Below are 23,105 nucleotides of genomic sequence, written 5' to 3'. Positions count from 1 at the left end.
CCGTCGCGCAAAAGGTACCTTCAGGTCAATTGGGTGTACAGGCTCCCGCCCCGGTTCTCCCACGGCTCAGCCGCCGTCGATCAGCATCAGAAATGGTGCGTCGGGGCTGGCCACGGTGCTCACGTTGGCTGCGACGACCACGAGCGCAGCAACGGCCACGGCGGCCGTGAGCAGGCTCGCCCAGCGGCGCCGGGGCCACGCGGTCACGGAAAGGCCGATGAGCACGATCGAAAGTAGCCCGATCAGAAGGGCTTTGAGGACGTGCCAGCGGGTGTACTCGCCGAGCATCACATCGAGGGCCGGAGATGCCGGGCCGTTCGTGAGCTGTTCCCGGATCTCGTCCAGTACTGCGGGCATTCGGGGGTCGGAGGCAAGGTTGGGCAGCAGGGTGCCGAAGGGGGACGCGGCGCCCTGGACGTTGGCGATCAGCAGCACTGCTGCCACGAGGGCGAGTGCCCCGAGCGGCAGGCGGCGGCGGGGGAGCCGGGCGGCCAGCGCCAGGAGCACCCCGAGCAGGAGAAGGGTGATCGTCAGGCGCAGCAGGTGGTAGCGGAACTGATGGTCGACGATGGGCTGGAGCTCGGGTGGGAAGTCGGGTTCGCCGCTGGTCCAGTAGAGGATGAACGCGTCTGGGAAGTCTTCGACACGGCTTGGGCCCAGGAGCGCGGGGGCAAGAAAGTATGCGATGGCCAGGAATCCGGCCATGGCGAGGAGCCCGGCGTCGGAACGCCGGGCGGCGATGGTGATCACGGGGAGGAGCTCCTAGTCGGTTCGGCTGCGCAGGTACGCGAGTACGGCCAGGACGCGCCGGTTGGTGTCGTCGCTGACCGGCAGGTCGAGCTTGGTCAGGACGTTGCCGACGTGCTTGGCCACACCGGCCTCGGTCAGGGAAAGGAGCCGGGCGGTGGCCGCGTTCGAGTGCCCCTGCGCCATCAGGGAGAGGACCTCGCGTTCGCGGGGCGTGAGGTGGGCCAGGGGATCGCGGCGGCGTTGCATCAGCTGGCGGACCACCTCGGGGTCGACGACGGTGCCGCCGTCGGTCACCCGGCGTAGCTGGTCGGCGAACTCGGCCACGTCGCCGATGCGGTCCTTGAGCAGGTAGCCGATGGAGCGGCCGGAGCCGGAGGCGAGCAGGTCCCCGGCGTAGCTGTGCTGGACGTACTGGCTGAGGGCGACGACGGGCAGGTCGGGCTGGGCCGTGCGCAGGGCGACGGCGGCCCGCAGACCCTCGTCGGTGAAGTCCGGTGGCATGCGGACGTCGGTGATCACCAGGTCGGGCCGGTGGACGGGGACGGCGCTCAGCAGGGCCGGGGCGTCCCCGACCGCGGCGACGACCTCGATCCGGAAGCGACCGAGCATGGCGGTCAGTCCCTCCCTCAGGAGGACCGAGTCCTCGGCGATCACGACGCGCACGGCAGCTCCACCCGTACAACGGTGGGGCCGCCGGCCGGGCTCGACATGAGCAGTCGCCCTCCGGCCGCGGCGGCCCGGTCGGCCAGCCCGGTGATCCCGGATCCGCGGGTGGGATCGGCGCCGCCCTGGCCGCTGTCGCGGACCTCGATCAGCAACTGGCCGGCCTCTGGCCGGGCGGTGATCGAGATCTGCGTGCTGTCGGTGTGTTTCGTGGCGTTGGCCAGGGCCTCGGAGATCGCCGCGAAGGCCGCCGTCTCCACCTCGGCGCAGTAACGGCCGGGTGTGACGTCGACGTGCACGTCCAGGGAACTGGCGGCGGCGAGTTCCTCCACCGCGGCCAGGAGCCCGAGTTCGCGCAGAGTTCGGGGACTGATGCCGCGGATCAGGTCCCGGAGCTCGGTCATCAGCGTCCTGGCCTGCTCGTGGGCGGCGCTCATGGCCGCCGCGGCCGGTGAGGACCCGGGCAGGTCGAGGCGGGCCAGGCCGATCTGCATGGTCAGGGCGACCAGGCGCTGCTGGGCGATGTCGTGCAGATCGCGTTCGATGCGCTGGCGCTCGGCGTCGAACGCGTGCGCGAGACGGGCCCGTGACCGGGCCACCTCGACCAGGTCCTCGGACGGCTCGGGCTCCAGCAGCTTGCGCGTCAGCGCGGCGTGCCCGGAGCCGAACAACGGGGTCAGGTAGAGCAGGACCGGGATCAGGAGCAGTCCGCCGGTGGTGCGCACCAGCACACCGGTCAGCGAGCCGACGTCGGAGATCCAGTGCTCGACCGACAGCGGCGTCGTCACGACGATCAGGGCGAGGACGGCCAGCGCCCCCAGCCAGATGGGAGCCAGGAAACCCACCAGCACCAGATGGGCGACCGCTCGCCAGAGGTGGGTGCTGTGCCCCCGGTGCGGGAGCGGGGCTCCGTCGAGCAGGCGCAGCCGCCACTGTTCGGCGCGAGCGACGGTGAGCGCGAGCCGGGGCCCGAGCGAGGCCAGCAGGCCGAGTCCGATCAGGAGCAGTCCAGCCGACACGATCAGGTAGGCCCCCGTCGGCCGGGTGCTGAGCACCACGACGGCCGAGATCACCGGGGTCAGCGGGATCGCCAGGAGCAGCCAGAGCACGCTGGAGGTCACCGCTGTCGTGGCGGCGTAGGCAGATCCTCGCCACGGCCGGGCCGGGGCCGGGAACTGCCACCCGGTCGTCCACCGGAGTGCTGCGTCGGTCATGCGCCCAAGCTAGGGTGCTTGGCAGCGCCCTCGACAGCGCACCAGTACGACTGCCGGGGTAGACCTGGCACTACCTTGCGCCACTTGCATGACCTTGCACTGTCTGGCGGCGCCGGGCGAGGATCAGCCCTGAGCGATCTTTACCCGAACGTGTGACGCCGGTGATGGGCCCGTAGTACTCTCCTGAGACTTAGTCGCATGTTGTGACTCAGGCTGAACAGGATGGGCCATGACAGACGCCGCACCTTCGTCGACGAGCACGGGCCGCCCGCGCCGTCGCGGTCGCCGGAAGCCGTGACCGGCGCATGATCGACCTGCGCGGTTATCTGTACAAGCTCGGTCCGGCAGCGCCCGAGGAGCACCGTGGGCCGGCGACCTCAGGCCTGAGGGGCAGGGGGCGGCGTGCGAAGGTGCAGTGGCCCCGGCTGCCCGACGAGCAGGACCGCGGTACCGACGCGGTGATCGTGCGGGCCCGGCTGGGCAGCTACCAGCGGGCCCTGACCAGCGCCCGCAAGACGCTGCGCAGGTCGCACTCGGCATCGGCCTTCCATCCGGCCGGGACAAGTCTTTTCATCACCGACAACGACGGCGGGGCCGGTAGCGGCTCCTCCTCGAGGCAAGGAGGCGACCTGTGAGCACGGGCACCGGCACCGACGTCACCTGGCTGGTCGACGGTTTCGCACAGCAGGTTCCGGGCGTGGCGCACGCGGCCGTGGTCTCGGCCGACGGTCTTCTGCTGGCCGCCTCCGCCGGGCTGCCCCGCGACCGTGCCGACCAGTTGTCCGCGGTCGCGTCCGGTCTGGGCAGCCTCACCAACGGCGCCTCCTCGCTCTTCGCGGCCGGCTCGGTGATCCAGACGGTGGTCGAGATGCAGGGCGGTTTCCTGCTGCTGATGGCCGTCTCGGACGGGTCGTGGCTGGGGGTCCTGGCCGCGCCGACCGCCGACATCGGTCTGGTCGGCTACGAGATGACGGTGCTGGTCGACCGGGTCGGCGAGCACCTTTCCCCGCAGATCCGGCGCGCCGCCAACGGGAACGCGCGACCGTACATGTGAGCCGAGGTCGGCCCCCGGTCGGCGTACCACGTCGGCCGGGGGCCCGATCATCCAAAAATGCTTAGCTCGTAGGTTTTTCTGACGTGTGCGTGGTGCACCGGCGCAACTTCTCCACGGCTTGCCGGTACATCACCGCCAGATCCGCATCCGGCGTCTCCACCCACTCGTCCAGGGTGGCCTGCAGCAGAGCGACCGCGGTCTCGGCCACCACTCGTGCCTCGAAACCGTCGACCGCGCCGGCCGTTGCGACCAGTCGCGAACGGATGCGCCCGGCCAGGGCGTGAGTGTGCGCGTCGGCGGCCTGCCGCAACGCCTGCTCGCGCTGAATGAGCCTGCGCAGGCTCACGTACCGCGCCCGCTGCGGTGGCGTCACCCGGCCGAGCAGGTCGGCGGTGAGCTCGACCAGGGCCGGCAGGGTCGGCTCGACCGGTGACGACGTCCGGCCGCGCCGGTCCATCTCACCGACCAGATCGACCAGGTCGTGCAGGGCGGCCTCCTCCTTCGACCTGAAGTAGCGGAAGAAGGTGGCCCGGGAAATGCCTGCGGTGCAGGCGATGTCGTCCACCGTGGTCCGGGCGAAGCCCTGCTCGCCGAACAGCCGCAGGGCGACTGTCCCGATCTCGTGGGTGGTTTGACGGCGCCGGCGCTCCCGCAGCGTCTCGGCGGGGCTGTCGCTTGCGGCTGTTGCAGTCGACCGCCTCCCTGAGACCATGGCTCATAGTACCGTTCTCGGCTCCCGTCCCCGCTCGAGGCCACGGGCGCGTCCCTCGGTGACCGGCGATCAGGCCACGGACGTCCGCGTCGCCTCGATCAGCCGGATCACGTCCTCGGCGGTGGTGTCGAAAGACGTCATCCAGCGCACCTGACCCCGCCCGATGTCCCAGTCGTAGAAGTGGAACTGCTCGTGAAGGCGCCGCACCGCGGCGGCGGGCAGTTCCACGAACACGGCATTGGCCTGCACCGGATAGCTGATCCGCACGTCCGGCAGGTCTTTCAGCCCTTCGGCGAGGAGTGTCGCCATGGCGTTGGCGTGGGTGGCGTTGCGCAGCCACCGTTCTTGGTGCCGCCGAAGCTGACCACGTCCCCCCCCGTGACGTCACTGGTCAGCGCCCGCAGCGGAACGCCCAGGTGGGCAGCGGCATTGGCCAGCCGGGCGCCGTCCAGGTGCACCCGCATCCCCTGCCCGTGGGCGAACTCGGTGATCGCTGCGATCTCCTCGGGCGTGTACACGGCGCCCGTCTCGGTGGCCTGGGCCAGGGTGACCACCTGGGGCCGGGCCCGGTGCGGGTCGTCGAAGCCCCAGGCCTGCCGGAGCAGGTCGTCCACCCGCAGCTTGCCGTCGCCGGTGGGCACCGGCAGCAGCTTGATCCCGGCCACCTTCTCCGGGGCCCCGCCCTCGTCCCCGTGCACGTGGGCGGATTCGGCACAGATCACCGCGCCCCAGCGGTCGGTGGCGGCCTGAAGGGCGAGGACGTTGGCGCCGGTCCCGTTCAGGGCCGCGTACGGACGCACGTGGTCACCGAAGTGGTCGCGGAACACCTGGGCCAGGTGCCGGGTGTACACGTCCTCGCCGCCGAAAAAGCCATTTTCCGCCGGGTCACCAGCCCCAGGTACCCGGACCACCCTTGAACGGGCCGACCACGTCGTCGGTGATCCAGCCGCCGTAGAAGCCGCCCTCCTGCGGGCGCACCCGCTCACCGTCGACCGTGCACTCCAGCTGGGCCGGATATCCGGTCAGCGCACCGGCGAGGTCGGCGAAGCGAGCGGTCGGGGTCTCGTACGACCACATCGCGGCCGGCAACACCCCGGCCGGTGTGACCACGTCCCAGTAGGTGGCTGCGCCCTTCCACTCGCACAGCGTGGATGCTTTCTCCGAACGTCGCAGCACCCCGGGAGTGATGCTGTCGGCAGGCACGTACCAGGTCGGCGGGTGCGAGGTCTCCAGCACCCGCCAGGCCCGGTCGGTGTCGGCGATCAGCGTGCCGCCGACCCGGACGAGCACTCGCTTCGTGCTGCGGACCAGGGCCGGTGGGCGAGGGTAGTCCCAGACCGACTCCTGTCCGGGGCCGATCGGATGCGGGGTCACGGGTTTCATGGCTGGATTCAACCCTGCCCGATCAGGCCCGGTCGCGCAGCCCCGCCCGGCAGTGGTTAACGTCTGTGGCACAGGTGGCGAACGCACGAGGGAAGGCGACCAGTCATGAGCGTGATCGCGGTGCTCGAGTTCCGGCTCAGGCCCGAGACCCTCTCCGAGGGCCTGCCCGTGCTGCACGAGGTCCTGCAGGAGACCAGGACTTTCGCCGGCTGCCGGAGCGTGGAGGTGATGGTCGACCAGGCCGACCCTGCGCACCTGGTGGTCGTCGAGCACTGGGAGTCGATGGAGGCCGACGAGGCCTACCGGGAGTTCCGCGCCGGGCCCGGCGCCCCCACGGCCCTGGGGCCCCACCTGGCCGGTGCCCCGGTCCTGACCAAGGGCGTCCTCGACCCGTCGATCTGACCGGGACGTTCAGATCCCCAGGAGCCGGCGGGTCACCGTGGCGGCGTTGTCCATCGGCTGCAGGCTGCGGTTGACCTTGGCCATGACGCTGGCCCCGAGCCACAGTTCGTAGAGGGACTGGGCCATCGCGTGGGCCTCGCCGTCCAGGGTCAGCGACCCGTCCTCGGCCCCGCCCTCGAGAGCCCGGGCCAGCCGGTCGATCACCCCGGTGGTCCCGGTCTTCAGGGCCAGGCGCATGGGCTCGGACATGTCGGCCACCTCGGCCCCCAGCTTCACGGCCAGACAGCGGCCCTGGCACTCGTCCAGGCTCTGGGTCTCGCGCCAGTTCTGCCAGTAGGCCATCAGGCGATCGGCCCAGGTGCGGCCGCTGTCACCCATGATCTGGTCCATCTCGAGCAGGTAGTGCTCGAAGTAGAAGGTGATCACGGCTTCGCCGAACGCGTCCTTCGAGGCGAAGTAGTGGTAGAAGGAGCCTTTCGGCACGCCGATGCTGGAGAGCACCTCGTTGATCCCGACACCCGCGTAGCCCTTGCGGGAGAAGATCTTCTCGGCCGAGTCGAGCAGGGCCACGCGGGTGTCCGGGCCGGCGCTTCTGGGGGGCATGAGGGCAGGATATCCCCTCATTAGACCGGTCGTCTCCGGCTCACTGCCCGCGCAGCGCCTCGACCAGGAGGTCGGCGGCCGCGGCGGAGGAGCCGGGGTTCTGCCCGGTGATCAGCAGGCCGTCCTGCAGCACGTAGGACGCCCAGTCCTCACCCTTGGAGTAGACGCCGCCCTGTTCGACGAGCATGTCCTCGACCAGGAAGGGAACGACGTCGGTGAGGCCGACACCCTCCTCCTCGGTGTTGGTGAAGCCGGTGACCTTCCGGCCGGCCACCAGGGGCGTGCCGTCCTCGTTCACCACGTGCCGCAGAACGCCGGGGGCGTGGCAGACCAGCGCGGCCGGCTTGCCGGAGCGGACGAACGTCTGGATCAGGTCGATCGAGTCCCGGTCCTCGGCCAGGTCCCACAGGGGTCCGTGGCCGCCGGGGTAGAAGACGGCGTCGAAGTCGGTCGCGTCGACGGTGGACAGCACCGCGGTGGAGGCGAGAGCGGCCATGGCCTCGGGGTCCGCCTCGAACTGACGGGTCTGGTCGGTCTGTGAGCTGGGCTCGTTGCTCTTGGGGTCGAGCGGGGGCCGGCCGCCCTTGGGGGAGGCGAGCGTCAGTTCGGCGCCGGCCGCCTTCAGCCGGTAGTACGGCGCGGCCAGCTCCTCCAGCCAGAAACCGGTCTTGCGGCCGGTGTCGCCGAGCTGGTCGTGAGAGGTTAGGACGATCAGGACCTTCATGGTGATGCGCCTCGCTGGTTCCGGGGGTCGGCTGCTTCCGGACGGCCTGGCAGGCCGCCGGAAAGAACACTAGACGACTGGTCTACTGGTGTCGAGCGCAGGTGCCCCGACCTGGTGAGGTGCCCACCGGCGTCCTCAAGAAAAAAGCGAGAACCCGGTGGGGCAGGGGCCCACCGGGTTCTCGGGACGGTGCGTCGCCGCAGCTCTCAGCTGCTGGGGTTGAGGACCTGCCCGCCGATCTCGTCGGAGCAGACCTCCACCGAGTACGCCATGAGCGCGCCCGCCTGAGCGTCGCGGAAGTGCCGCTGGATCGGCGAGGTGTTCAGGTAGCCCGACCCTCCACCGGCCTTCACCCCCAGAGCGGCCATCTCCTTGGCGATCTCGTTGGCGGCCAGCTTGGCCTCCATGCCGACCAGGGTCGCCCGGGGATCACCGGCATCGGCCAGGCTCATGGCCTCACCCGCCAGCAGCGTTGCGCCGCGCAGTTTCACGTACAGGGCCGCGGTGTCGAACTTGAGCCACTGCATGTTCGAAAGGGTGGTGCCGGCGCCCGGCAGGAAGCGGGAGCGCGCGTGCTCGGCGAGAGCCTGCAGAGCCGCCTGCGCGATGCCGACGGAAAGGAACGGCAGGCCCACCGCGATGAAGCTGGCCACCGTGGGATCGGGCATGCCGCAGCGCCGTTCGGCCGGCAGCAGGGTGTCCTCGAACGAGATCAGCTGGCTACGGGTGCCCCGCATCCCCATCGTGTCCCAGATCGGCACGAACGAGATCGTCTCGTCCTTGCTGAGCCCGAAGAAGCCCGGGACACCGTCGATCAGGGCGTTGACCAGGAAGTAGTCGGCGATCTCGCAGCCGGAGACGAACCGCTTGGCGCCCTTGAGCGTCCAGCCGCCCTCGGTGGGGGAGGCGCTCTGCTGCGGCATCAGGAACATGTTGCCGCTGCTGGGCTCGGACAGGGCGTTGGCGAAACGTTTTCCGGCAGCCAGTTCGGCGGCGTAGTGGGCGGCCTGCCCGGGGGCGGACATCCCGACCAGCGCCTGGGCGGCCCCGACGTGCATGAGCCAGACCGTGGCGGTGGACGGGCAGGCCTCGGCCAGGACGGTGAGGATCTGCCCGACGGTCCGGTAGGAGACGCCCTGGCCGTAGGGGGCCGGCAACAGCGCGGTGTCCAGGCCGCAGGCGTTCAGGGCCTGGAGGTTCTCCACCGGCAGGGTGGCCTCGGCGTCGTGCCGGGCCGCGTTCTGGGCGAAGCCCTCGGCCAGGTCCCGGACCGTCTTCAGCCACTGGTTGTCATCCATGCCTGGCTTCCTTTCACGTCGCTGACGGGATGTCCAGGGGTGGCCCGGGGTGAGCCTGGTGAACGGAACGAATGACGGGGCAGGCGTGCACCGTGCAGGGGTGGATCGGCCTACGTGAGGCTGTGAGAAGGTTGCTGCACTCTTGCGCAAAACCGCCCAAAAGGTGGCCGACACGGCTTACCTTGGGTGAGGTCTCGGGGGAGACGCCATCGTCCAGGGGGGACGTGTCATGCCTCTTCGTGGCTTGGGCCGGGCCCTGTTCAGCAGCAGGTCCGCAAGCGTAGGAACCGGCTCTCGAGCTGGTCTTTCAGTGTTCGCTGTCACCAACGTAGTCGACGGGAGATCCCCGATGATCAAGCGCACCGTCATGGTCGGGCTGGCCACCACGGCCCTGGCCTCCACCTCACTCCTGCTCGCCGGGCCGGCTCAGGCGGCCAAGAACGTCGAGTCCTGCAGCATCACCGACATCCTGCCCGACCGGGTGGTCATCGGCACCAGCGCCGAGCGGGTGCAGTTCGGGGTCCGGACCACCTGCGACGACCAGGACGTCAAGTTCGCCGTCCGGGGTGCCGGTATCGGCACCAGCGCACACGCGTTCTGGTTCGCGGCCTGCAACTACGACATGCTGCAGGGCCCGACCAATTTCGACTGCACCCACGGGGGTTCCGGCGTGATCAACCCGATCGGGGGCACGTACCGGGGCTACGACTTCGTGCCCGGCAACGACCTCACCGGCCCGAACCCGATCTACGCCGGTGCCTTCGTCGACGCCGACCACAACGCCAAGGACGACGACGGGGGTGGCCATTTCGAGCTGTCCGAGACCATCACCCTGCTGCGGCAGACCCGCTTCGGTGACAGCCTCGACGCCTCTCCCGAACCGGTCCGCAAGGGCAAGAAGATCAACCTGGCGGCCGACCTGGAGACCGCGGACTGGAACACCGGCACCTGGGAAGGTGTCGACGCCACCGTGCAGATCCAGTTCCGGGCCGTCGGGGAGAAGAAGTACCGCACCGTCAAGACGGTCACGGCCACCGGCGGGAAGGTGGACACCAGCGTGGTCGCCAAGCGTTCGGGGGACTGGCGGGCCCACCACCCCGCCACCGAGGCCACCGCCGCCTCCACCTCGGGCAGCGACTACGTCAAGGTGAAACCGGCTCGCTGATCCCCGGTAGGGCGCCGGGCCCGGCCCGGCGCTCTGCCCGGGCACTCCGGCCTGCGACAATGCGGGCATGGATGGCGGACTCTTCTCCTGGCTGCGCCGGCCGACCGCGGGTGAACGGCTTCGCGCCGCCCACGTGCGCGACGACCTGGTCGAGGCGGCCGACCGGGCCGCCTTCGGGCGTCCGTGCGAGGCCGAGGTGGCGGCCCTGGCCACGCTGCTGACGCCGGAGGAGGTCGTCCAGCAGGTCATGGAGGGACGCCACGGCAAGGTGGCCGGGGTGCTGGCCCTGACCACCCGGCGGATCCTGTTCGTGGCCGAGGGGGCCGCGCCGCAGAGCGCGCTGATCATCGACCGCGCCGACGTCCTGGGCGCCTCGGGTCAGGAACACCGCGGGCTCAGCACCCTGGCGCTCCTGACCCGTTCCAGCGAGATGGAGGTGGATCAGGTTCTGGGCAACCAGGCCGTCACCTTCGCCGAGAACACGATGCGGGCCCCGGCCGAGGCTGTGCCCTCGGCCGACCCGCTGGCCGAACTGGCTGAACTGCGGGCCCGGCACCAGGCCGGCGAGATCGGTGACACCGAGTTCGAGACCCGCAAACGTCAACTGTTCGAACAGATCTGAGGGCGCACGGTCAGGAGACGGCCGCCTTGACGAGGGCGCGCACCCTGGTCTCCACGTCCGGGTTCCACTCCACCAGGGCGAAGGCGGTCGGCCACATCCCGGCCTCGTCGAGGTTCGCCGCGTCCTGGAAGCCGAGCGTGGAATACCGGGCCTTGAACTTGCCCGCCTCCTGGAAGAACACCACCACCTTGCCCGCTGCGTCGGCGTAGGCCGGCATGCCGTACCAGGTCTTGGGCTGCAGGTCGGGGGCGGTCCCGGTGACCACCACGTGGACCCGCTCGGCCAGCTCACGGTCGGCCGGTGTCATGGCCGCGATGGCGTCGAGCACCTGCTGGAGCCCGTCGGCCTTCTTGGCGCCCTTCTTGCCCTCGGCCCGCAGTTCGGCGGCCCGGGCCTTCATGGCCGCGCGTTCCTCGGGACTGAACCCGTCTGCCGGTCCGCTCGTCTGCGTGGTGGTCTTCTTCGCCGGCATGCTGGACGTTCTCTCGCGCTGACTCGTCGTCGTGGTGTCTGGCCGGAACGCTACGGCCGCGCGGTGGGTGGAGGCTTCTCGAATCCTGACCGGTTCGGGAAGCTGCCCTCTTTGGCCGGATTGCCTAGACTGCCGGGGTGATCGATTTCGCGACCGACTCCACGTTCAAGCTCACTGCGGCCTCGACCCGGGACGCGCGGCCCGTCGAACCGCTGCTGATCCACGGCGAGGAGCTGGTGTACGCCTTCAAGTCCGTGCGTGACCTGGTGGTCTTCACCAACAAGCGGATCATCGCGGTCGACGTGCAGGGCATGACCGGCAAGAAGAAGGACTTCACCAGCCTGCCCTACTCCAAGGTGCAGGTCTTCTCGATCGAGACCGCCGGGACCTTCGATCTGGACGCCGAGCTCGAGCTGTGGTTCAGCGCCGTGGGCAAGGTGCGGTTCGAGTTCCGGGGCGGTTCCGACATCCGCCAGATCAGCCAGATGATCGCCTCCTACGTGCTCTGAGGCGGTACTCGCGCGGGTTCAGGCGCTCGTGCACCGGCGGGCGAAGTCCGCGGTGAGGGCGTAGCAGTTCTCCACGTCCTCGTCGGAAAGACCGACCCACAGATGGTTTCCACCGGGCAGAAGGCGCAGTTCGGGATCATGTCCGACGGCCCGCAACGCCTCGGCCAGACGCACGGACTGCTGGGCGGGCACCAGGACGTCGTCGGTGCCGTGCAGGATGAGGAACGGCGGCGCGTCCGGGCCGACGTGGGTGACTGGGCTGGCGTCCCGCGCCTGCTCGGGCCGGTCGGCCACGGCGCCGCCGAGCAGCAACGACTCCCGAGTGCTCGGGTTGCGGGGGTCGAAGGCGCCCCCGGGATGGTCTTCGGCGAGCCCGGCCAGATCGGTCGGCGCGTACCAGGTGACGCAGCCGGTCACGGTGGCACTTCCGCGCCGGCGGTGCTGGGTCAGCGCGGTGAGGGCGGCGAGGTGCCCGCCGGCCGACTCACCCCACAGCACCGTTCTGGTCGTGTCGATGTTCAGGTCGGCGGCGCGGGTGTGCAGCCAGGCCAGGCAGGCGGCCAGGTCTTCCGCCTGGGCGGGGTGGGTGGCCTCGCCGCTGAGGCGGTAGTCGGGGGAGGCCACGGCGAACCCGGCCCGAACCAGCCGGACGAAAGGGCCCGGCTGCCAGTTCTGGAAGCGCGGGCCAACGGCATCCCGCGTGCCCGTACGCCAGCCACCCCCGTGGACGAAGACGACCAGCGGAACTGGCCCACCGACGTCTTCAGGCAACCAAAGGTCAACCACCAGAGGACGACTGGCGTCCAGTACCCCGTAGACGGCCCCGCGCAGCAGCCGTACTCCTTCTGCAGGGCGAGCCGGGGGTGGAAGGGGCAGTTCGGCCGGGTCGGGCGGGGCCAGGAGATGCCAGGGAAAAGGCTTGGAGACGCTGTTGGTCACGGTGGCGTCCTTCGTGAGTCAGTGCGTGTTGGGTTGCGCGACGCCAGCTCTCAGCTTCCGGTGCGCCAGTGGTGGTCCGGCAGGAAGATCACGTCGTGCTCCTGGGGCACGGTGACGAACTTCTGCCGGTCGGGGATGTAAGGCGTTCGGGGCAGGCCCTGTTCGTCGGTGGGGGCACCCAGGTTCTCGAAGAACCGCTCGAACGTGCCGCCCGGCCCGGCGGCCACGCCCACGATCCGGCTGTGGTGGCGCTCGATGCGGTAGGCGTGCGGGCAGTTCTTCGGAACGAAGCCGAAGTCTCCCGCCGTGAGCAGCTTCTCGTACTGCTCACCCTCCCGGTCCTCGACGAAGAGACGCACAGCACCGTCGGTGATGTAGAAGACCTCGTACGTGTCCGGGTGCGAGTGCGCGGGAATGGTGTCGCCCTTCGGGCCCTCACAGGTGAAGAAGTTGAACGTGTTCTCGGTCTGCTCGCCACCGGCGTAGATCGTGAACATGTCGGTGAAAAGGTGCGCCCGGTCGCCCATGTCCTTCTCGATGAAGTACGGCCTGCCCGGCTCCGGCGGAATCTGGGAACGCTCGCGGTAGCGGGTGGCGAACTCGATGGTCATCGTCGGCCTTCCTGGTTCGAGAACAGCGCTCGGCGCGGTCGCTCACCCCAAGGTAGGACGGGCGGGCCGGCCGGTCGTCGTACACTCGGGCACACCATGAAGAAAAACGGACAGCTCGCGGCGGGGCGCCGCGAGACCGGCGTCCCGACGGCGTCCTACCACCCGATGGCGGGCCGGCCGCCGGGCCTGGACGTGCTCGATCTGCCCGGGCTCGCAGCCCGGGCCACCGAGCACGAACTGCCGCTGACCGTGCCGGTGCGCCCGGCCTTCCACCTGATCGTCGCGCTGCGCAGCGGGCGACTGGCGTGCTCCGTCGACTTCACCTCGTACGAGCTGGAAGCTGGGGACTGGCTGTGGGTGTGGCCCGGGCAGGTGCTGCACTTTCCGGACGGGCCCGGGGCCGGCGACGCGACGGTGCTGGTCTTCCCGGCCGGCTTCCCCCGGTCCGCGACCAACGACCTGATCCGGGACGCCGAGCACACCCTGAACCGCCTGATCACCCCGGACGCCGTACGCCAGACCGCTCTGCTGCGGGTCCTGGACGCCCTGCTGGAGGAGCACGCCGATCTGTCCGGCCTGGGGCTGGAGGCGTACGTCGAGACGTTGCGGGACCTGCTCTCGGTGATCCTCATCCGGCTCGTGCACCTGATCGACCCGCAGCGTCGGACGGGTCCGGGCAGCGGCGAGCCGTTCCACCGGTTCCGCCAGGCCGTCGAGGAGGACTTCGCCCGGACCCACCGCGTGGAGGACTACGCGGCCCGGCTCGGCTACAGCTCCCGCACGCTCACCCGCGCCACCCGGGCGGCCCTCGGCTGCGGAGCCAAGCGGTACATCGACGACCGGGTGCTGCTGGAGGCCAAGCGTCTGCTGGTTCACAGCGCCCTGCCGCCGGCCACCGTCGGCGAACGCGTGGGTTTCGCGTATCCGACTGCCTTCAGCGCCTTCTTCCGTCAGCGCACCGGTATGACGCCCACGGAGTTCCGATCGCTCACCAAGCCCTGACCAGGTGTGGGCAGCGGTATGGCATCACCTGGCCGGACGGCTGGGCGCCGGGTGACAATGGCCGGATGCGACGCTCCGGCGAGTACGACGCCTTCGGCCCCTGGACGGACGTGGTCCGGACCTGTGAGGAGCTGCCGCGGCTGTACGGGCAGGCCGGGATCGATCCGGCCGAGTACCGCCTGGTGCTGAAGGTCCCGCGGGACATCGAGCGCCGCAACGCCACTCCGGACATGAACCTGTACGACTTCCTGCTTGCGGTGGAGCACGACGGTCTCACGGTGCTACAGCGCCAGGAAGCTCTCGGCGGCGACACCTACACCCGGGTCCGTATCCCGTCCCAGCAGATCACCGCCCTGTCCGACAGCGTCAACCTGCTCGACGGGCAGCTCGAGATCCACACCTACGGCGGCTCGACGACCATCGGCTACAACGCCACCGACCCGCTCCCGATGCAGAGACTGGTGCGGCTCCTGCGCCGGATGTACCTGCCGGCTGCGGCCCATCCGCCCGGCAGGGCCGGTTCTCTCGCGCCGGTCGATCTCGGCGGCCGGGACCTGAACCTGGTGGGGGCCTGCCAGAAGGTGCTGCGCAGTGCACCGCAGATGCGGCTGGTCACCGCCGCCCAGCAGCAGCGGACCGTGCCCGTCGGTGGCTGGGCGAGAAGGATCGTTCATCGCCTGCGGCCCTCGGTGCTGCACGCATTGATCGTTCTCGCCGACGAGCGGGAGATCGCCCTGCTGCACCGCCGGGACCGCACAGGTCGGGGCAAGGCCGATGCGCACTCCGTGGCCTGCACGTTCCTGCCTCGTCACCGCATCACCGACGTGCATCTCCAGCCTCACGAAAAGTACCGTCACATCGAGGTGATCACCGTCATCACAGGTGGGTCCGCGATCTCCTTTCCGGTGCGTGCGGGAGAAACGGCCGAGGCACTGCTCGGACTGTGCGCCGGTGACTGCTGACCGGTCAGGGCCGCCCGCTCAGGGCAGATCGGCCAGGCTGTTGCGGTGGTGGGCTCCCGCGAGGAGGTTCACCACGCCGACCACCAGCACGCCGATGCCCGCGTAGAGGCCGAGCACGAGCAACGGCCCACCGATGGGCGCATCCGGGAAGTAGAGGACCCGGCGTAGCAGGGTGGCGGCCGCACCGGGAGGCAGGGCCTGCCCGAAATCGCGCCAGAAGGCCGGCAGCAGCGGCAGGGCGGTCGCTGCGCCGCTGATCGGCAGCCCCAGAAGGAAGTACAGGATCCCGCCCACGGCCGCGCCGGCGCTGCCGATCAGGCAGACCAGCCCGCTGACCGACGCGGTCACGGCCAGGTTGACCAGGGCCAGGCTCAGGGCCAGCTTCCAGTAGTGCACGTGGTCCCCGGCCCCGAAGGCGTGCGACAGCCCGGCCATCGAGGCGCCGACGCACAGCGCGTAGAGCGCCAGGAAGAGCACCGGCAGTTCGCCGCGGGTCCAGTTGGCCCGGTAGCGCGGCACCAGTCGGCCCAGGCCCACCGAGCCGATCGTGCCGACCAGGACGGTGACCTGGATCATGACCGCCAGGCTCCCGCCGCCCGAGTCGCCCGCGGGCAGGGGCGTGATCTCGGTGATCGTCGGGGTGCCGGCCGTCGACTGCTGGGACACCAGGGTGGTCAGGGTACTGGCGACCTGTGGCGCCGAGGCGGTGGACTTGAGCAGTTCGACCCCGTCCGGGCCGACGACGAGCGCCCCGTACACCTCCATGCGCCCGATACCGGTGACCGCGGCGTCGCGGCTGTCGTACGTGCGGATGTCCAGGGCCTGACCGGCCTGCTGGGAGAGTGCGGCCGCGGTCTCCGCGGGACCGACGTAGGCCAGCGGCACCTCGTGCGGCGTGGGCGCGTGCGAGATGCTGAGCAGGGCCGAGCCGAGCGCGACCAGGACGCCCAGCCCCAGCAGGGCCACCACGACCGCCCGCTCCCAGAAGTGCTTCTCGCGCTGCTTCTCGGCCTCGGCGGGCAGAGGCAGGTCGGTGTGGGGTTCGTCCTGAGAAAGGGTGCTCACGGTTTCTGTTCGCCTCTCGCGGGCTGCCTGACGTCTGCGAGGCCGCGACCCGCGTCGGAACGTGCGCGGCCTGCGAAGGTCGAGTCGGCCTCCGGCTGCTCACCGGTGTATCGAGAACGTCCGGCCCGTACTTGAGGCCGCCGGACCCCTCGCGGCCGATCCCGACCTGATCGGGTGTATTTCCGGGCCCTGGCCTACACCCGGCCCGGGCCTGTGTAACCAGCCGCCTGAAGGGTGAACAGTTCGGCGTAACGCCCCTTCCGGCGCAGGAGTTCAGCGTGGGTGCCGGTCTCCACCACGGCCCCTTCGTGCATGACGTGGATGACGTCCGCGTGCACGACGTTGGCCAGGCGGTGGGTGATCAGGATCGTGGTGCGTTCGCCCTGCCGGGCCCGAAGGTCCTGGAAGAGGGCGTCTTCGGCGCGGGGGTCGAGGGCGGAGGAGGGCTCGTCCATGATGAGCAGGTCGGCATCACGGTAGAAGCCGCGCGCGGCGGTGATGCGCTGCCACTGACCGCCCGAGAGGTCCTGCCCGTCCTTGAAGGTGCGGTCGAGCAGGGTCAGATAACCGTGCGGCAGGTCGAGAATCATCTCGTGGGCCAGAGCCCGCTGCGCTGCTCGCTCGATCTGCGCCTGCTCGGGCACCGTGGTGATCGCACCCATCGCGATGTTGGCCGCGGCCGAATAGGGCCACTTGTGGTGTTCCTGCAGCACGACGCAGACCCGGGCGGCCAGCACGTCGCGGTCCCAGGCACGGTAACTCTGCCCGTTCCACAGCAGCTCACCGTTCGAGGGCTCGCGCAGCCCGGCGATCATGGCGGCCAGTGTGGACTTGCCCGAGCCGTTCTCCCCGACCAGGGCGATCGTCTGCCCGGCCGTGATGGTGAAGGAAACCTCCTTCACCGCCGGAGCGGAGCGGCCGGGGTACTGCAGATGCACGCTTTTCAGCTCAAGCGTTCCCAGCGGGCCCGGAACGGCCTTCTCGGAAGGGGGAAGCAGGTGCTCATCGGCGCGCTCCAGAAATGTCAGGTACTCCCGCACGTACTGACCACTGGTGTACATGTGGTCGAGCTGAAAAGTCAGGTTCGACAGGGCCAGCTGCGCCGCCTGCACGGCCACGACGCAGGTCACGGCGGCCGACAGGGGAAGTCGGCCGCCGGCCAGCAGCCACCCCAGAAGGACCCAGACCAGGGCCAGGCCCACGCCGCTGACGGCGGAACCGAGGGCGGTGGTGGTGGCCACCTGCCGGGCCAGGCGAAGTTCCACGGCGGCCTGGGCGCGCATGACCATGTCGTGCTGGTTCAGCAGGAAGTCGCGCAGGCCGTACGAGCGCAGTTCGGGGGCGGACTGACGGTCGGCCATCTGTCGCTCCAGCGTGTACATGCGCCGCCGGCGAACCGAACCGGCCACGTAGCTGGCATACCGGAGGTGACCGGACCTCAGTGCGGCGTAGCCCCGGGGGACGGAGGCGACCAGCAGCGCCAGCAGCAGCACCGGATTGATGACGAGCAGGGCAACCGCGACGGCCACGAGATTGACCAGTCCGGCCAGGGCGCTGGCGGTCGCGTCCACCAGTTCGGACATGGAGTTACCGACCAGCTTGGCCCGCTCCATGTCGTCGGCGAAGGTGTCGGCGTCGAACGCCTCCAGGCGCACCCCGGTGGTGGTCTCGAAGAAACGCCGCTCGGCAGCATGTTTCACGCGAGGAGCCAGTCCGCTCTCGGCGTAGCCGATGCTGATGGCCAGGGTTCCCCGCAACAGGGCCACACCGGCAAGGACGGCGATGGCCGGCAGGGCGGCCAGCACCCGGCCGGAAGTCGGTCCGGCTCCGAACAGTTCCACCAGCACGCGCTGGGTGGACAGCAGCCCGAAGGTGGACAGCGTCCCGGCGGCGAGGGTGGCCAGGGCGACCACGAGCGTCCGGGGCCGGTCGGCCCTCCAGCTGGTCACCACCGCGTACTTGGCCAGGTGCGGCAACTCGGCCAGGATCCCGCTCACGGCGGTCTCCGCCCGGCGCCGGGTCCCGGTCTCCCACCAGGCGTCTCTCAGCTCGGGAAGCACTGGCCCCACAATGTTTTGGCTGGCCTGGTCGAACAGGCGGGGTTCCGGCTCCGTCTCCACCGGCCCACTCTCGGCCTCTACCTCGGGGTAGGCGACGGTGGATGCAGTGGCAGGTCCGGATTCCCTGGCCGCAAGCGGAGTGCCGCTGGCGCACCGCTCTTCCTACGGTGGGCAGCACAACAGCCCACAACCACCAGGAGTCAGATCGTGCACACCCTCGCGCACAAGGTCGCTGTCGTAGCCGGTGCATCGGCCGGTATCGGCAGAGCGACCGCGAAGCTGTTCGCCGCCCACGGCGCCGCCGTCGTGCTGGTGGCTCGCCGCGAGGACCGGCTCGCCGAGCTCGCCGACGAGATCCGGCGCGACGGCGGCCGCGCATCGTTCGTCGCCGGAGACGTCGGTCACCCGGAAACCCATGATGCAGCAGTGAAGACCGCCCAGAAAGACTTCGGCGGCCTCGACGTCGCCGTCAACAATGCCGGCACCACGGGCACCCTCATGCCGCTGGCCGAGCTCCCCGTCGAGCAATGGCACGCGATTGTGCAGACCAATCTGACGTCGGCCTACCTGGGGGCCCGCAGCCAGATCCCCGCCATGCTCGAACGTGGCGGCGGATCGGTGGTTTTCACGTCCAGCTTCGTCGGGACCAGCGTCGGCCTGCCCGGTATGGCGGCCTACGGCGCCGCCAAGGCAGGACTCATGGGTCTGGTCAAGGGCATCACCGCGGACTACGCGGCGCTGGGCGTCCGGGCGAACGCGCTGCTGCCCGGAGGAACCGTCACCGACCTGGCCGGAGACCAGGACCAGCAGGACTGGGCGGCCGGCCTGCACGCCGTGAAGCGTCTCGCCCGGCCGGAGGAGATCGCCCAGGCCGCCCTGTTCCTGGCCGGCCCGATGTCGAGCTTCGTGGCCGGATCGGCGCTCTTCGCCGACGGCGGCAACGCGGCGGTGAAGTTGTGAAGCTACCGGACCAGGGACTGCGGCGGGTTCGTCGCCGACGGGTTCCTCAGGGGGCCCATCAGGGCTCCCTGGACCAGGTCGCAGCCGGCCTCCTGAAGGCGCCGCAGGGTGTGCTCGTCGTTCACGTTCTGCGCGGAGACCGCCAGACCGGCGGCACGGGCGACGTCCAGCACGGCCTGCAGCAGGGCGGCCCGGTGGGGTGAGCGGACCAGGTCCTCGTACAGCCGCAGCCCGTCGATCGGCGCCCCGTCCAGCAGACCGACCGGCACCTGGTCGCGGCCGAACTCGTCGACCACGATCAGCACGCCGGTGCGGCGCAGCGCACCGAGGGTGTCGTGCAGGGCCGAGGTACTGGTCAGCACCGCTTCGGGAACGTGCAGCACCAGGCGCCGGGGGGAGAGGCCGCCGGCTTCGAGGGTCTCGATGATGCTCTGCGCCAGGCCCGGTTCCAGCAGCCGGGCCAGCGAGACGGAGACCGCGATGATGTGGCTGGGACTCTCACCGGCCTGGTCCCACACCTGCATCTGGCGCACCGCCTCGGACAGGGCCCAGCGGTCGATGTCGCCCTGCCTGCGGGTCTCCTCGGCCACCGGCCGGAACTGGGCCGCCGACAGCTTGTCGTGACCGGGCCGGGCCCACCACACCCGGGCGTCCCACCCCCGCAGCGCCATCGAGGCCAGGTCCACCACCGGCACGTAGTCCAGCTCGAACTGCCCCGAGGTGACGGCCTGGTTCAGCGCCGCCTGCAGCTCCTGGCGCCGGCGCAGGCGTACCTGCAGCACCTCGTCGAAGAGCTGGCAGCAGCCGCGTCCCCGGGCCTTCGCCTCGTAGACGGCGGCGTCGGCCTCGGAGAACAGGGTCTCGGCCGAGATCAGCGGGTCCACCGCCAGCGCGACCCCCACGCTGGCGCCGACCCGGACCTGGATCTGCCGCTCGTTCTGCACCAGGGTGACCGGCCGGCTCACCTCCTCGATCAGCCGCTCCGCGATCGCCACCGCGTCCGGGGCGTCGGTGACCTTCTCGATCAGCACGACGAACTCGTCCCCACCGAGCCGGGCGGTCAGGTCCTCGGCCCGGGCGCAGCTGTCCAGGCGCTGGGCCACCGCGGTCAGCAGCTGGTCGCCGGCGGCGTGGCCGTGGGTGTCGTTCACCGCCTTGAACCCGTCCAGGTCGACGAACAGCAGGGCTGGTCCGGTGCCGTTCGCGGTGCCGCCCACCGGGCGCCGGGCCAGCGCGGCCCGGGTGGCCTCGAGCAGCCGGGGCCGGTTGGCCAGGCCGGTCAGGGCGTCGTGGGTGGCCGCGTGGGTGAGTTCGGCCTGCAGCTCCTCCCGCTCGCGCACCGCGGTGACGATGCGCGCCACCGACGAGTGCACCACCTCACCGAGGGGGCCGGGCAGGGGTTCCTGCAGCAGCGGGTTGACCAGGTCCCCGGAGGCGACCGCGGCCGACTGGCCCTCGATCCGGCGCAGGTTGTGCACCATCGACTGCAGGGCCTGGGAGGCCGCCTGCACCTCCCGGGGGCCGCCCACGCCCACTTCGACCAGGTGCCCGCGGCTGATGTCGCGGGCCTGCGCGGACAGGCGCCCCAGGGGCCGGGCGATGGCCCGGCTCACCCACATCACGGCGGCCAGGGCGGTCAGGACCAACAGGGCGACCACCACCAGGGCGCGGTACATCTGTTCGTTCGTGCGGTCCTGGTAGGCCACCGCCGAGCGGTCGGCGACCAGGAGCGCCTCGTACAGCAGGCTGGACAGGGCCCCGGCCCGGGTGGCCTCCAGCGCCAGCAGCCGGTTGATGTCACCCCGGTTGGTGCTGGCGGTGCTCGGCAGCCGGGTGAGCGCGACGTCGAGCGTCTCCAGGGTGCCGGTCTCGGTCAGCGTGCGCCAGGCCCGGGCCAGTTCCGGCTCGGTCAGGGTGCCCAGCGCCCGGGACATCTGCGACCAGGTCGGCCCGAGCTTGGGCAGGTCGATCAGGTGTTCGGGGTCGACCGCGCTCATCAGGTAGGCCGGAAGTTCCCGGCTGGCGGCCAGGTTGGCCGCCGCGATGTCGGTGATGTTCTGCACCGTGCGGATACTGGCCAGGTCGACGCCGCGTTCCACGGCGGTGGCGGCGGCCCGGCTCTGCGCGTCGTTGAGCCGCTCGGCCAGGGCACCGTAGGCGCGGTAGACCTCCTGCAGGTCGGTCGCGGTCATCGAACTGGCGTCGACCCGGGCCCGCAGCCCCCTCAGGGTGGCGGCGGTGTGCTCGACCAGGTCGGGCTGGCTGGCCCGCAGCGGTTCCAGGGTGTCGTTCGTGGCGTCCCGGACCTGCCGCTTCATGCTCGTCGCGATCCGGCTCAGCGAGGCGAAGGTCGCCGCGGAGCGCGGGCTGGAGTCAGGCCGGAGAACTCCGGTGCGGAACAGGCCGAGCAGGACCGAGGGCATCAACTCGGAGTTCAGGGCGTCGTTGGTCGCCTCCAGGGCCACCACCGAGCGCACCGCCTCCTGCATCCGGCGGGCGGTGGCGGCCCGATCGGTGGCCGAGGACACGGTGAGGGCGGCGAAGGGCGCCACACACAGGGCCGAGACGCACAGCAGCGCCGCCAGGTACAGCCACAGCGGCGGGCCGGAGGTCCCGTTCCCGGGACCGGTGGTCGTCACTGGAGCCGCGCCTGGGCCGCGGCCAGCGCCGGCACGGGGCCGCGGCCCTCGGTCAGCACGGCCTGCACCGCTGTCCACAGAGCCGCCGACACTTCCCGGTACCGGGAACCGATCAGGTCCTCCTGGGTGCGGCCCTGCGCCGAGCGCACCGCCTTCACCCAGGGCTCGAGCCAGGGACGCGCGGCGACCTGCTGGTCCTGCACCTCGGGGTGGGCCGCGATGTAGGTGAGCGCGGTGTCGGCGGCCAGGGCGTTCTTCCCCTGAGTCAGGCAGGAGATGATCGAGCGGCTGACCTCGTAGCGGCCGGGGTCCCCCTGGCGGGGGGCGGTGATGAACTCACCGCCGATCGGCGAGGGGGCGATGCCGCCCCGCTCGCCCGGCAGCACGATCACGCCCCAGCTCAGGCCGGAGGCGCGCGCGTTCTCCAGCTGCCAGGTGCCGTTCTCGACGAAGGCGTAGTCCCCGGTCAGGAAGTCCTCCCAGGCGGTGGACTGCGAGTTGTTGATCACCGCGACCGGGGCGTAGCCCTTGGTCAGCCAGGAGGACCACAGCGACAGCGCCCGCACCGCCGCGGGGGAGTCCAGCCGGCCCAGTTCGGCGCCCGCTCCCCAGAACCAGGGCAGGAACTGGAAGGTCCCCTCCTCGGTGCTGGTCGCGGAGAAGGTGATCCCCATCCGCCCGGTCCGGGCGACCTTCTTCAGGGCCGTGTTCAGGCTCTCCCAGTCGCGCACCGACGCCGGATCGACGCCGGCCTCCTCCAGGATCGCCTTGTTGTAGTAGAGGGCCAGGGTGTTGGCCCCGACCGGGATCCCGTACATCTTGCCCTGGTACCGGCCGGCCCTGAGCAGGTTGGCCGACATGCCGGTGGTGGACATCCCGAACTCGTCGGCGTCGACCAGGGCACCGGCCTCGGCCAGGCTGGAGACGTCCGGGTTGTCCACCACCAGCACGTCCGGCGGGTGGCCCTGCTGGGCCGCCAGGAGCGCCTTGTCGGTGAGCTGGGTGGTCTCGAACCCGGTGCGGCGGATCTTCACCCCGGACTCTTTCCCGCACCGCTGCACCAGGCGGGGCCACTCGGAGCTGCTGGTGAACTGGGTGTACGGATCCCACAGCGAGTACGTCCGGGAGTCGGCCGTGGCCCCGGACGTGACCGTGTCGTCCTTCTCGCACGCGGCTGCGCCGGTGAGCAGCAGGCATGACAGAAGGACGCCGGTGCTCACCCTCCGGAACAGCGTCCGCCGCGATCTCATCTCCCCGCCCGTCCCTCGCTGATGAGTGCATCGGCTCGATCAGGGC

At 70.6% G+C, this 23,105-nt stretch carries 24 protein-coding genes and 1 pseudogene; 9 read left to right on the top strand and 16 right to left on the bottom strand.

Annotated elements, in window-relative coordinates:
- Positions 1-66 precede the first annotated feature (66 nt).
- Genes LWF15_RS21750 through LWF15_RS21740 form a run of 3 tightly spaced genes read right to left on the bottom strand, consistent with a single transcriptional unit; the run spans position 67 to position 2,627 of the window.
- Positions 67-750, bottom strand: coding sequence for a hypothetical protein (locus LWF15_RS21750; RefSeq protein WP_232812855.1), 684 nt, complete (start codon positions 748-750; stop codon positions 67-69).
- Positions 751-762: 12 nt separating this feature from the next.
- Positions 763-1,359 carry a LuxR C-terminal-related transcriptional regulator gene (locus tag LWF15_RS21745; protein WP_269810626.1) on the bottom strand — a complete coding sequence of 199 codons (597 nt, stop codon included), beginning with the start codon at positions 1,357-1,359 and terminating at the stop codon, positions 763-765.
- Positions 1,360-1,400: 41 nt separating this feature from the next.
- Positions 1,401-2,627: a sensor histidine kinase gene (locus LWF15_RS21740; protein ID WP_232812728.1), complete on the bottom strand. Its 1,227-nt coding sequence runs from the start codon at positions 2,625-2,627 to the stop codon at positions 1,401-1,403.
- Between the two features lie 410 nt (positions 2,628-3,037).
- On the opposite strand from LWF15_RS21740, the gene LWF15_RS21735 reads away from it, so the two are divergent.
- Both LWF15_RS21735 and LWF15_RS21730 read left to right on the top strand, forming a co-directional pair.
- A complete protein-coding gene (locus LWF15_RS21735) occupies positions 3,038-3,262 on the top strand; it encodes a hypothetical protein (protein WP_232812727.1) in 225 nt (74 codons plus the stop codon).
- Positions 3,259-3,681, top strand: a complete 423-nt coding sequence (locus tag LWF15_RS21730; RefSeq protein ID WP_285618015.1) for a roadblock/LC7 domain-containing protein — start codon at positions 3,259-3,261, stop codon at positions 3,679-3,681. The genes LWF15_RS21735 and LWF15_RS21730 overlap by 4 nt, the downstream gene beginning before the upstream one ends.
- A 61-nt stretch (positions 3,682-3,742) precedes the next feature.
- Here LWF15_RS21730 and LWF15_RS21725 read toward each other — a convergent pair whose 3' ends face one another.
- The 3 genes and pseudogenes from LWF15_RS21725 to LWF15_RS21710 form a co-directional block, all read right to left on the bottom strand.
- Positions 3,743-4,393: a TetR family transcriptional regulator gene (locus tag LWF15_RS21725; RefSeq protein ID WP_232812726.1), complete on the bottom strand. Its 651-nt coding sequence runs from the start codon at positions 4,391-4,393 to the stop codon at positions 3,743-3,745.
- Positions 4,394-4,462: 69 nt separating this feature from the next.
- Positions 4,463-5,379 (bottom strand): annotated as a pseudogene (locus LWF15_RS38190) (threonine aldolase family protein).
- Positions 5,279-5,776: a DUF427 domain-containing protein gene (locus tag LWF15_RS21710; RefSeq protein ID WP_232812723.1), complete on the bottom strand. Its 498-nt coding sequence runs from the start codon at positions 5,774-5,776 to the stop codon at positions 5,279-5,281. Before LWF15_RS21710 ends, LWF15_RS38190 begins: the two are co-directional and overlap by 101 nt.
- Positions 5,777-5,881: 105 nt before the next feature.
- Between LWF15_RS21710 and LWF15_RS21705 the strand changes: the two genes are divergently transcribed.
- Positions 5,882-6,178, top strand: coding sequence for a putative quinol monooxygenase (locus tag LWF15_RS21705; protein WP_232812722.1), 297 nt, complete (start codon positions 5,882-5,884; stop codon positions 6,176-6,178).
- A 9-nt stretch (positions 6,179-6,187) separates the two neighbouring features.
- On the opposite strand, the gene LWF15_RS21700 is transcribed toward LWF15_RS21705, so the two are convergent.
- From LWF15_RS21700 to LWF15_RS21690, 3 genes are all read right to left on the bottom strand, one after another.
- Positions 6,188-6,781 carry a TetR/AcrR family transcriptional regulator gene (locus LWF15_RS21700; RefSeq protein ID WP_232812721.1) on the bottom strand — a complete coding sequence of 198 codons (594 nt, stop codon included), beginning with the start codon at positions 6,779-6,781 and terminating at the stop codon, positions 6,188-6,190.
- A 40-nt stretch (positions 6,782-6,821) separates the two neighbouring features.
- Positions 6,822-7,505: a type 1 glutamine amidotransferase domain-containing protein gene (locus LWF15_RS21695; protein WP_232812720.1), complete on the bottom strand. Its 684-nt coding sequence runs from the start codon at positions 7,503-7,505 to the stop codon at positions 6,822-6,824.
- Between the two features lie 206 nt (positions 7,506-7,711).
- A complete protein-coding gene (locus LWF15_RS21690) occupies positions 7,712-8,803 on the bottom strand; it encodes an acyl-CoA dehydrogenase family protein (protein ID WP_232812719.1) in 1,092 nt (363 codons plus the stop codon).
- A 349-nt stretch (positions 8,804-9,152) separates the two neighbouring features.
- On the opposite strand from LWF15_RS21690, the gene LWF15_RS21685 reads away from it, so the two are divergent.
- A complete protein-coding gene (locus LWF15_RS21685) occupies positions 9,153-9,968 on the top strand; it encodes a hypothetical protein (protein ID WP_232812718.1) in 816 nt (271 codons plus the stop codon).
- Positions 9,969-10,035: 67 nt separating this feature from the next.
- On the top strand, positions 10,036-10,590 hold the full coding sequence (locus tag LWF15_RS21680; protein ID WP_232812717.1) for an SHOCT domain-containing protein: 555 nt from the start codon (positions 10,036-10,038) through the stop codon (positions 10,588-10,590).
- A gap of 10 nt (positions 10,591-10,600) precedes the next feature.
- Here the strand turns inward: LWF15_RS21680 and LWF15_RS21675 are convergent, their stop codons facing one another.
- Complete coding sequence (locus LWF15_RS21675; RefSeq protein WP_232812716.1) at positions 10,601-11,062, bottom strand: iron chaperone; 462 nt, start codon at positions 11,060-11,062, stop codon at positions 10,601-10,603.
- 137 nt (positions 11,063-11,199) lie between these two features.
- On the opposite strand from LWF15_RS21675, the gene LWF15_RS21670 reads away from it, so the two are divergent.
- Complete coding sequence (locus tag LWF15_RS21670) at positions 11,200-11,571, top strand: PH domain-containing protein (protein WP_232812715.1); 372 nt, start codon at positions 11,200-11,202, stop codon at positions 11,569-11,571.
- A gap of 18 nt (positions 11,572-11,589) precedes the next feature.
- Here the strand turns inward: LWF15_RS21670 and LWF15_RS21665 are convergent, their stop codons facing one another.
- Together LWF15_RS21665 and LWF15_RS21660 are read right to left on the bottom strand one after the other, a co-directional pair.
- Positions 11,590-12,510, bottom strand: a complete 921-nt coding sequence (locus LWF15_RS21665) for an alpha/beta hydrolase (protein WP_232812714.1) — start codon at positions 12,508-12,510, stop codon at positions 11,590-11,592.
- Positions 12,511-12,560: 50 nt separating this feature from the next.
- The gene (locus LWF15_RS21660; protein ID WP_232812713.1) at positions 12,561-13,121 is read right to left on the bottom strand and encodes a quercetin 2,3-dioxygenase; all 561 of its coding nucleotides are present in this window, start codon (positions 13,119-13,121) and stop codon (positions 12,561-12,563) included.
- 96 nt (positions 13,122-13,217) lie between these two features.
- Between LWF15_RS21660 and LWF15_RS21655 the strand changes: the two genes are divergently transcribed.
- Positions 13,218-14,123, top strand: a complete 906-nt coding sequence (locus LWF15_RS21655; RefSeq protein WP_232812712.1) for a helix-turn-helix transcriptional regulator — start codon at positions 13,218-13,220, stop codon at positions 14,121-14,123.
- A 65-nt stretch (positions 14,124-14,188) separates the two neighbouring features.
- Complete coding sequence (locus LWF15_RS21650) at positions 14,189-15,085, top strand: hypothetical protein (RefSeq protein WP_232812711.1); 897 nt, start codon at positions 14,189-14,191, stop codon at positions 15,083-15,085.
- 18 nt (positions 15,086-15,103) lie between these two features.
- On the opposite strand, the gene LWF15_RS21645 is transcribed toward LWF15_RS21650, so the two are convergent.
- A complete protein-coding gene (locus tag LWF15_RS21645; protein ID WP_232812710.1) occupies positions 15,104-16,150 on the bottom strand; it encodes an ABC transporter permease in 1,047 nt (348 codons plus the stop codon).
- 194 nt (positions 16,151-16,344) lie between these two features.
- Positions 16,345-18,270: an ABC transporter ATP-binding protein gene (locus LWF15_RS37740; protein WP_232812709.1), complete on the bottom strand. Its 1,926-nt coding sequence runs from the start codon at positions 18,268-18,270 to the stop codon at positions 16,345-16,347.
- A gap of 147 nt (positions 18,271-18,417) precedes the next feature.
- Here LWF15_RS37740 and LWF15_RS37735 point away from each other — a divergent pair, with 147 nt between their 5' ends.
- Positions 18,418-19,170 (top strand): SDR family oxidoreductase, encoded by a 753-nt coding sequence (locus LWF15_RS37735; RefSeq protein ID WP_232812708.1) that lies wholly within the window; start codon positions 18,418-18,420, stop codon positions 19,168-19,170.
- Between the two features lie 2 nt (positions 19,171-19,172).
- Here the strand turns inward: LWF15_RS37735 and LWF15_RS37730 are convergent, their stop codons facing one another.
- Together LWF15_RS37730 and LWF15_RS21625 are read right to left on the bottom strand one after the other, a co-directional pair.
- Entirely contained in the window at positions 19,173-21,809 is a 2,637-nt protein-coding gene (locus LWF15_RS37730) for a putative bifunctional diguanylate cyclase/phosphodiesterase (RefSeq protein ID WP_232812707.1), read from the bottom strand.
- A complete protein-coding gene (locus tag LWF15_RS21625; RefSeq protein WP_232812706.1) occupies positions 21,806-23,029 on the bottom strand; it encodes a sugar ABC transporter substrate-binding protein in 1,224 nt (407 codons plus the stop codon). Before LWF15_RS21625 ends, LWF15_RS37730 begins: the two co-directional genes overlap by 4 nt.
- Positions 23,030-23,105: the final 76 nt, after the last annotated feature.

Origin of the sequence: Kineosporia rhizophila, from assembly GCF_021277265.1 — a bacterium.
In the GTDB taxonomy this organism is placed as follows: Bacteria; Actinomycetota; Actinomycetes; order Actinomycetales; family Kineosporiaceae; genus Kineosporia; species Kineosporia rhizophila.
The sequence above is the reverse complement of the archived record's forward strand: the minus strand, read 5'-3'. Positions and strand labels throughout refer to the sequence as shown.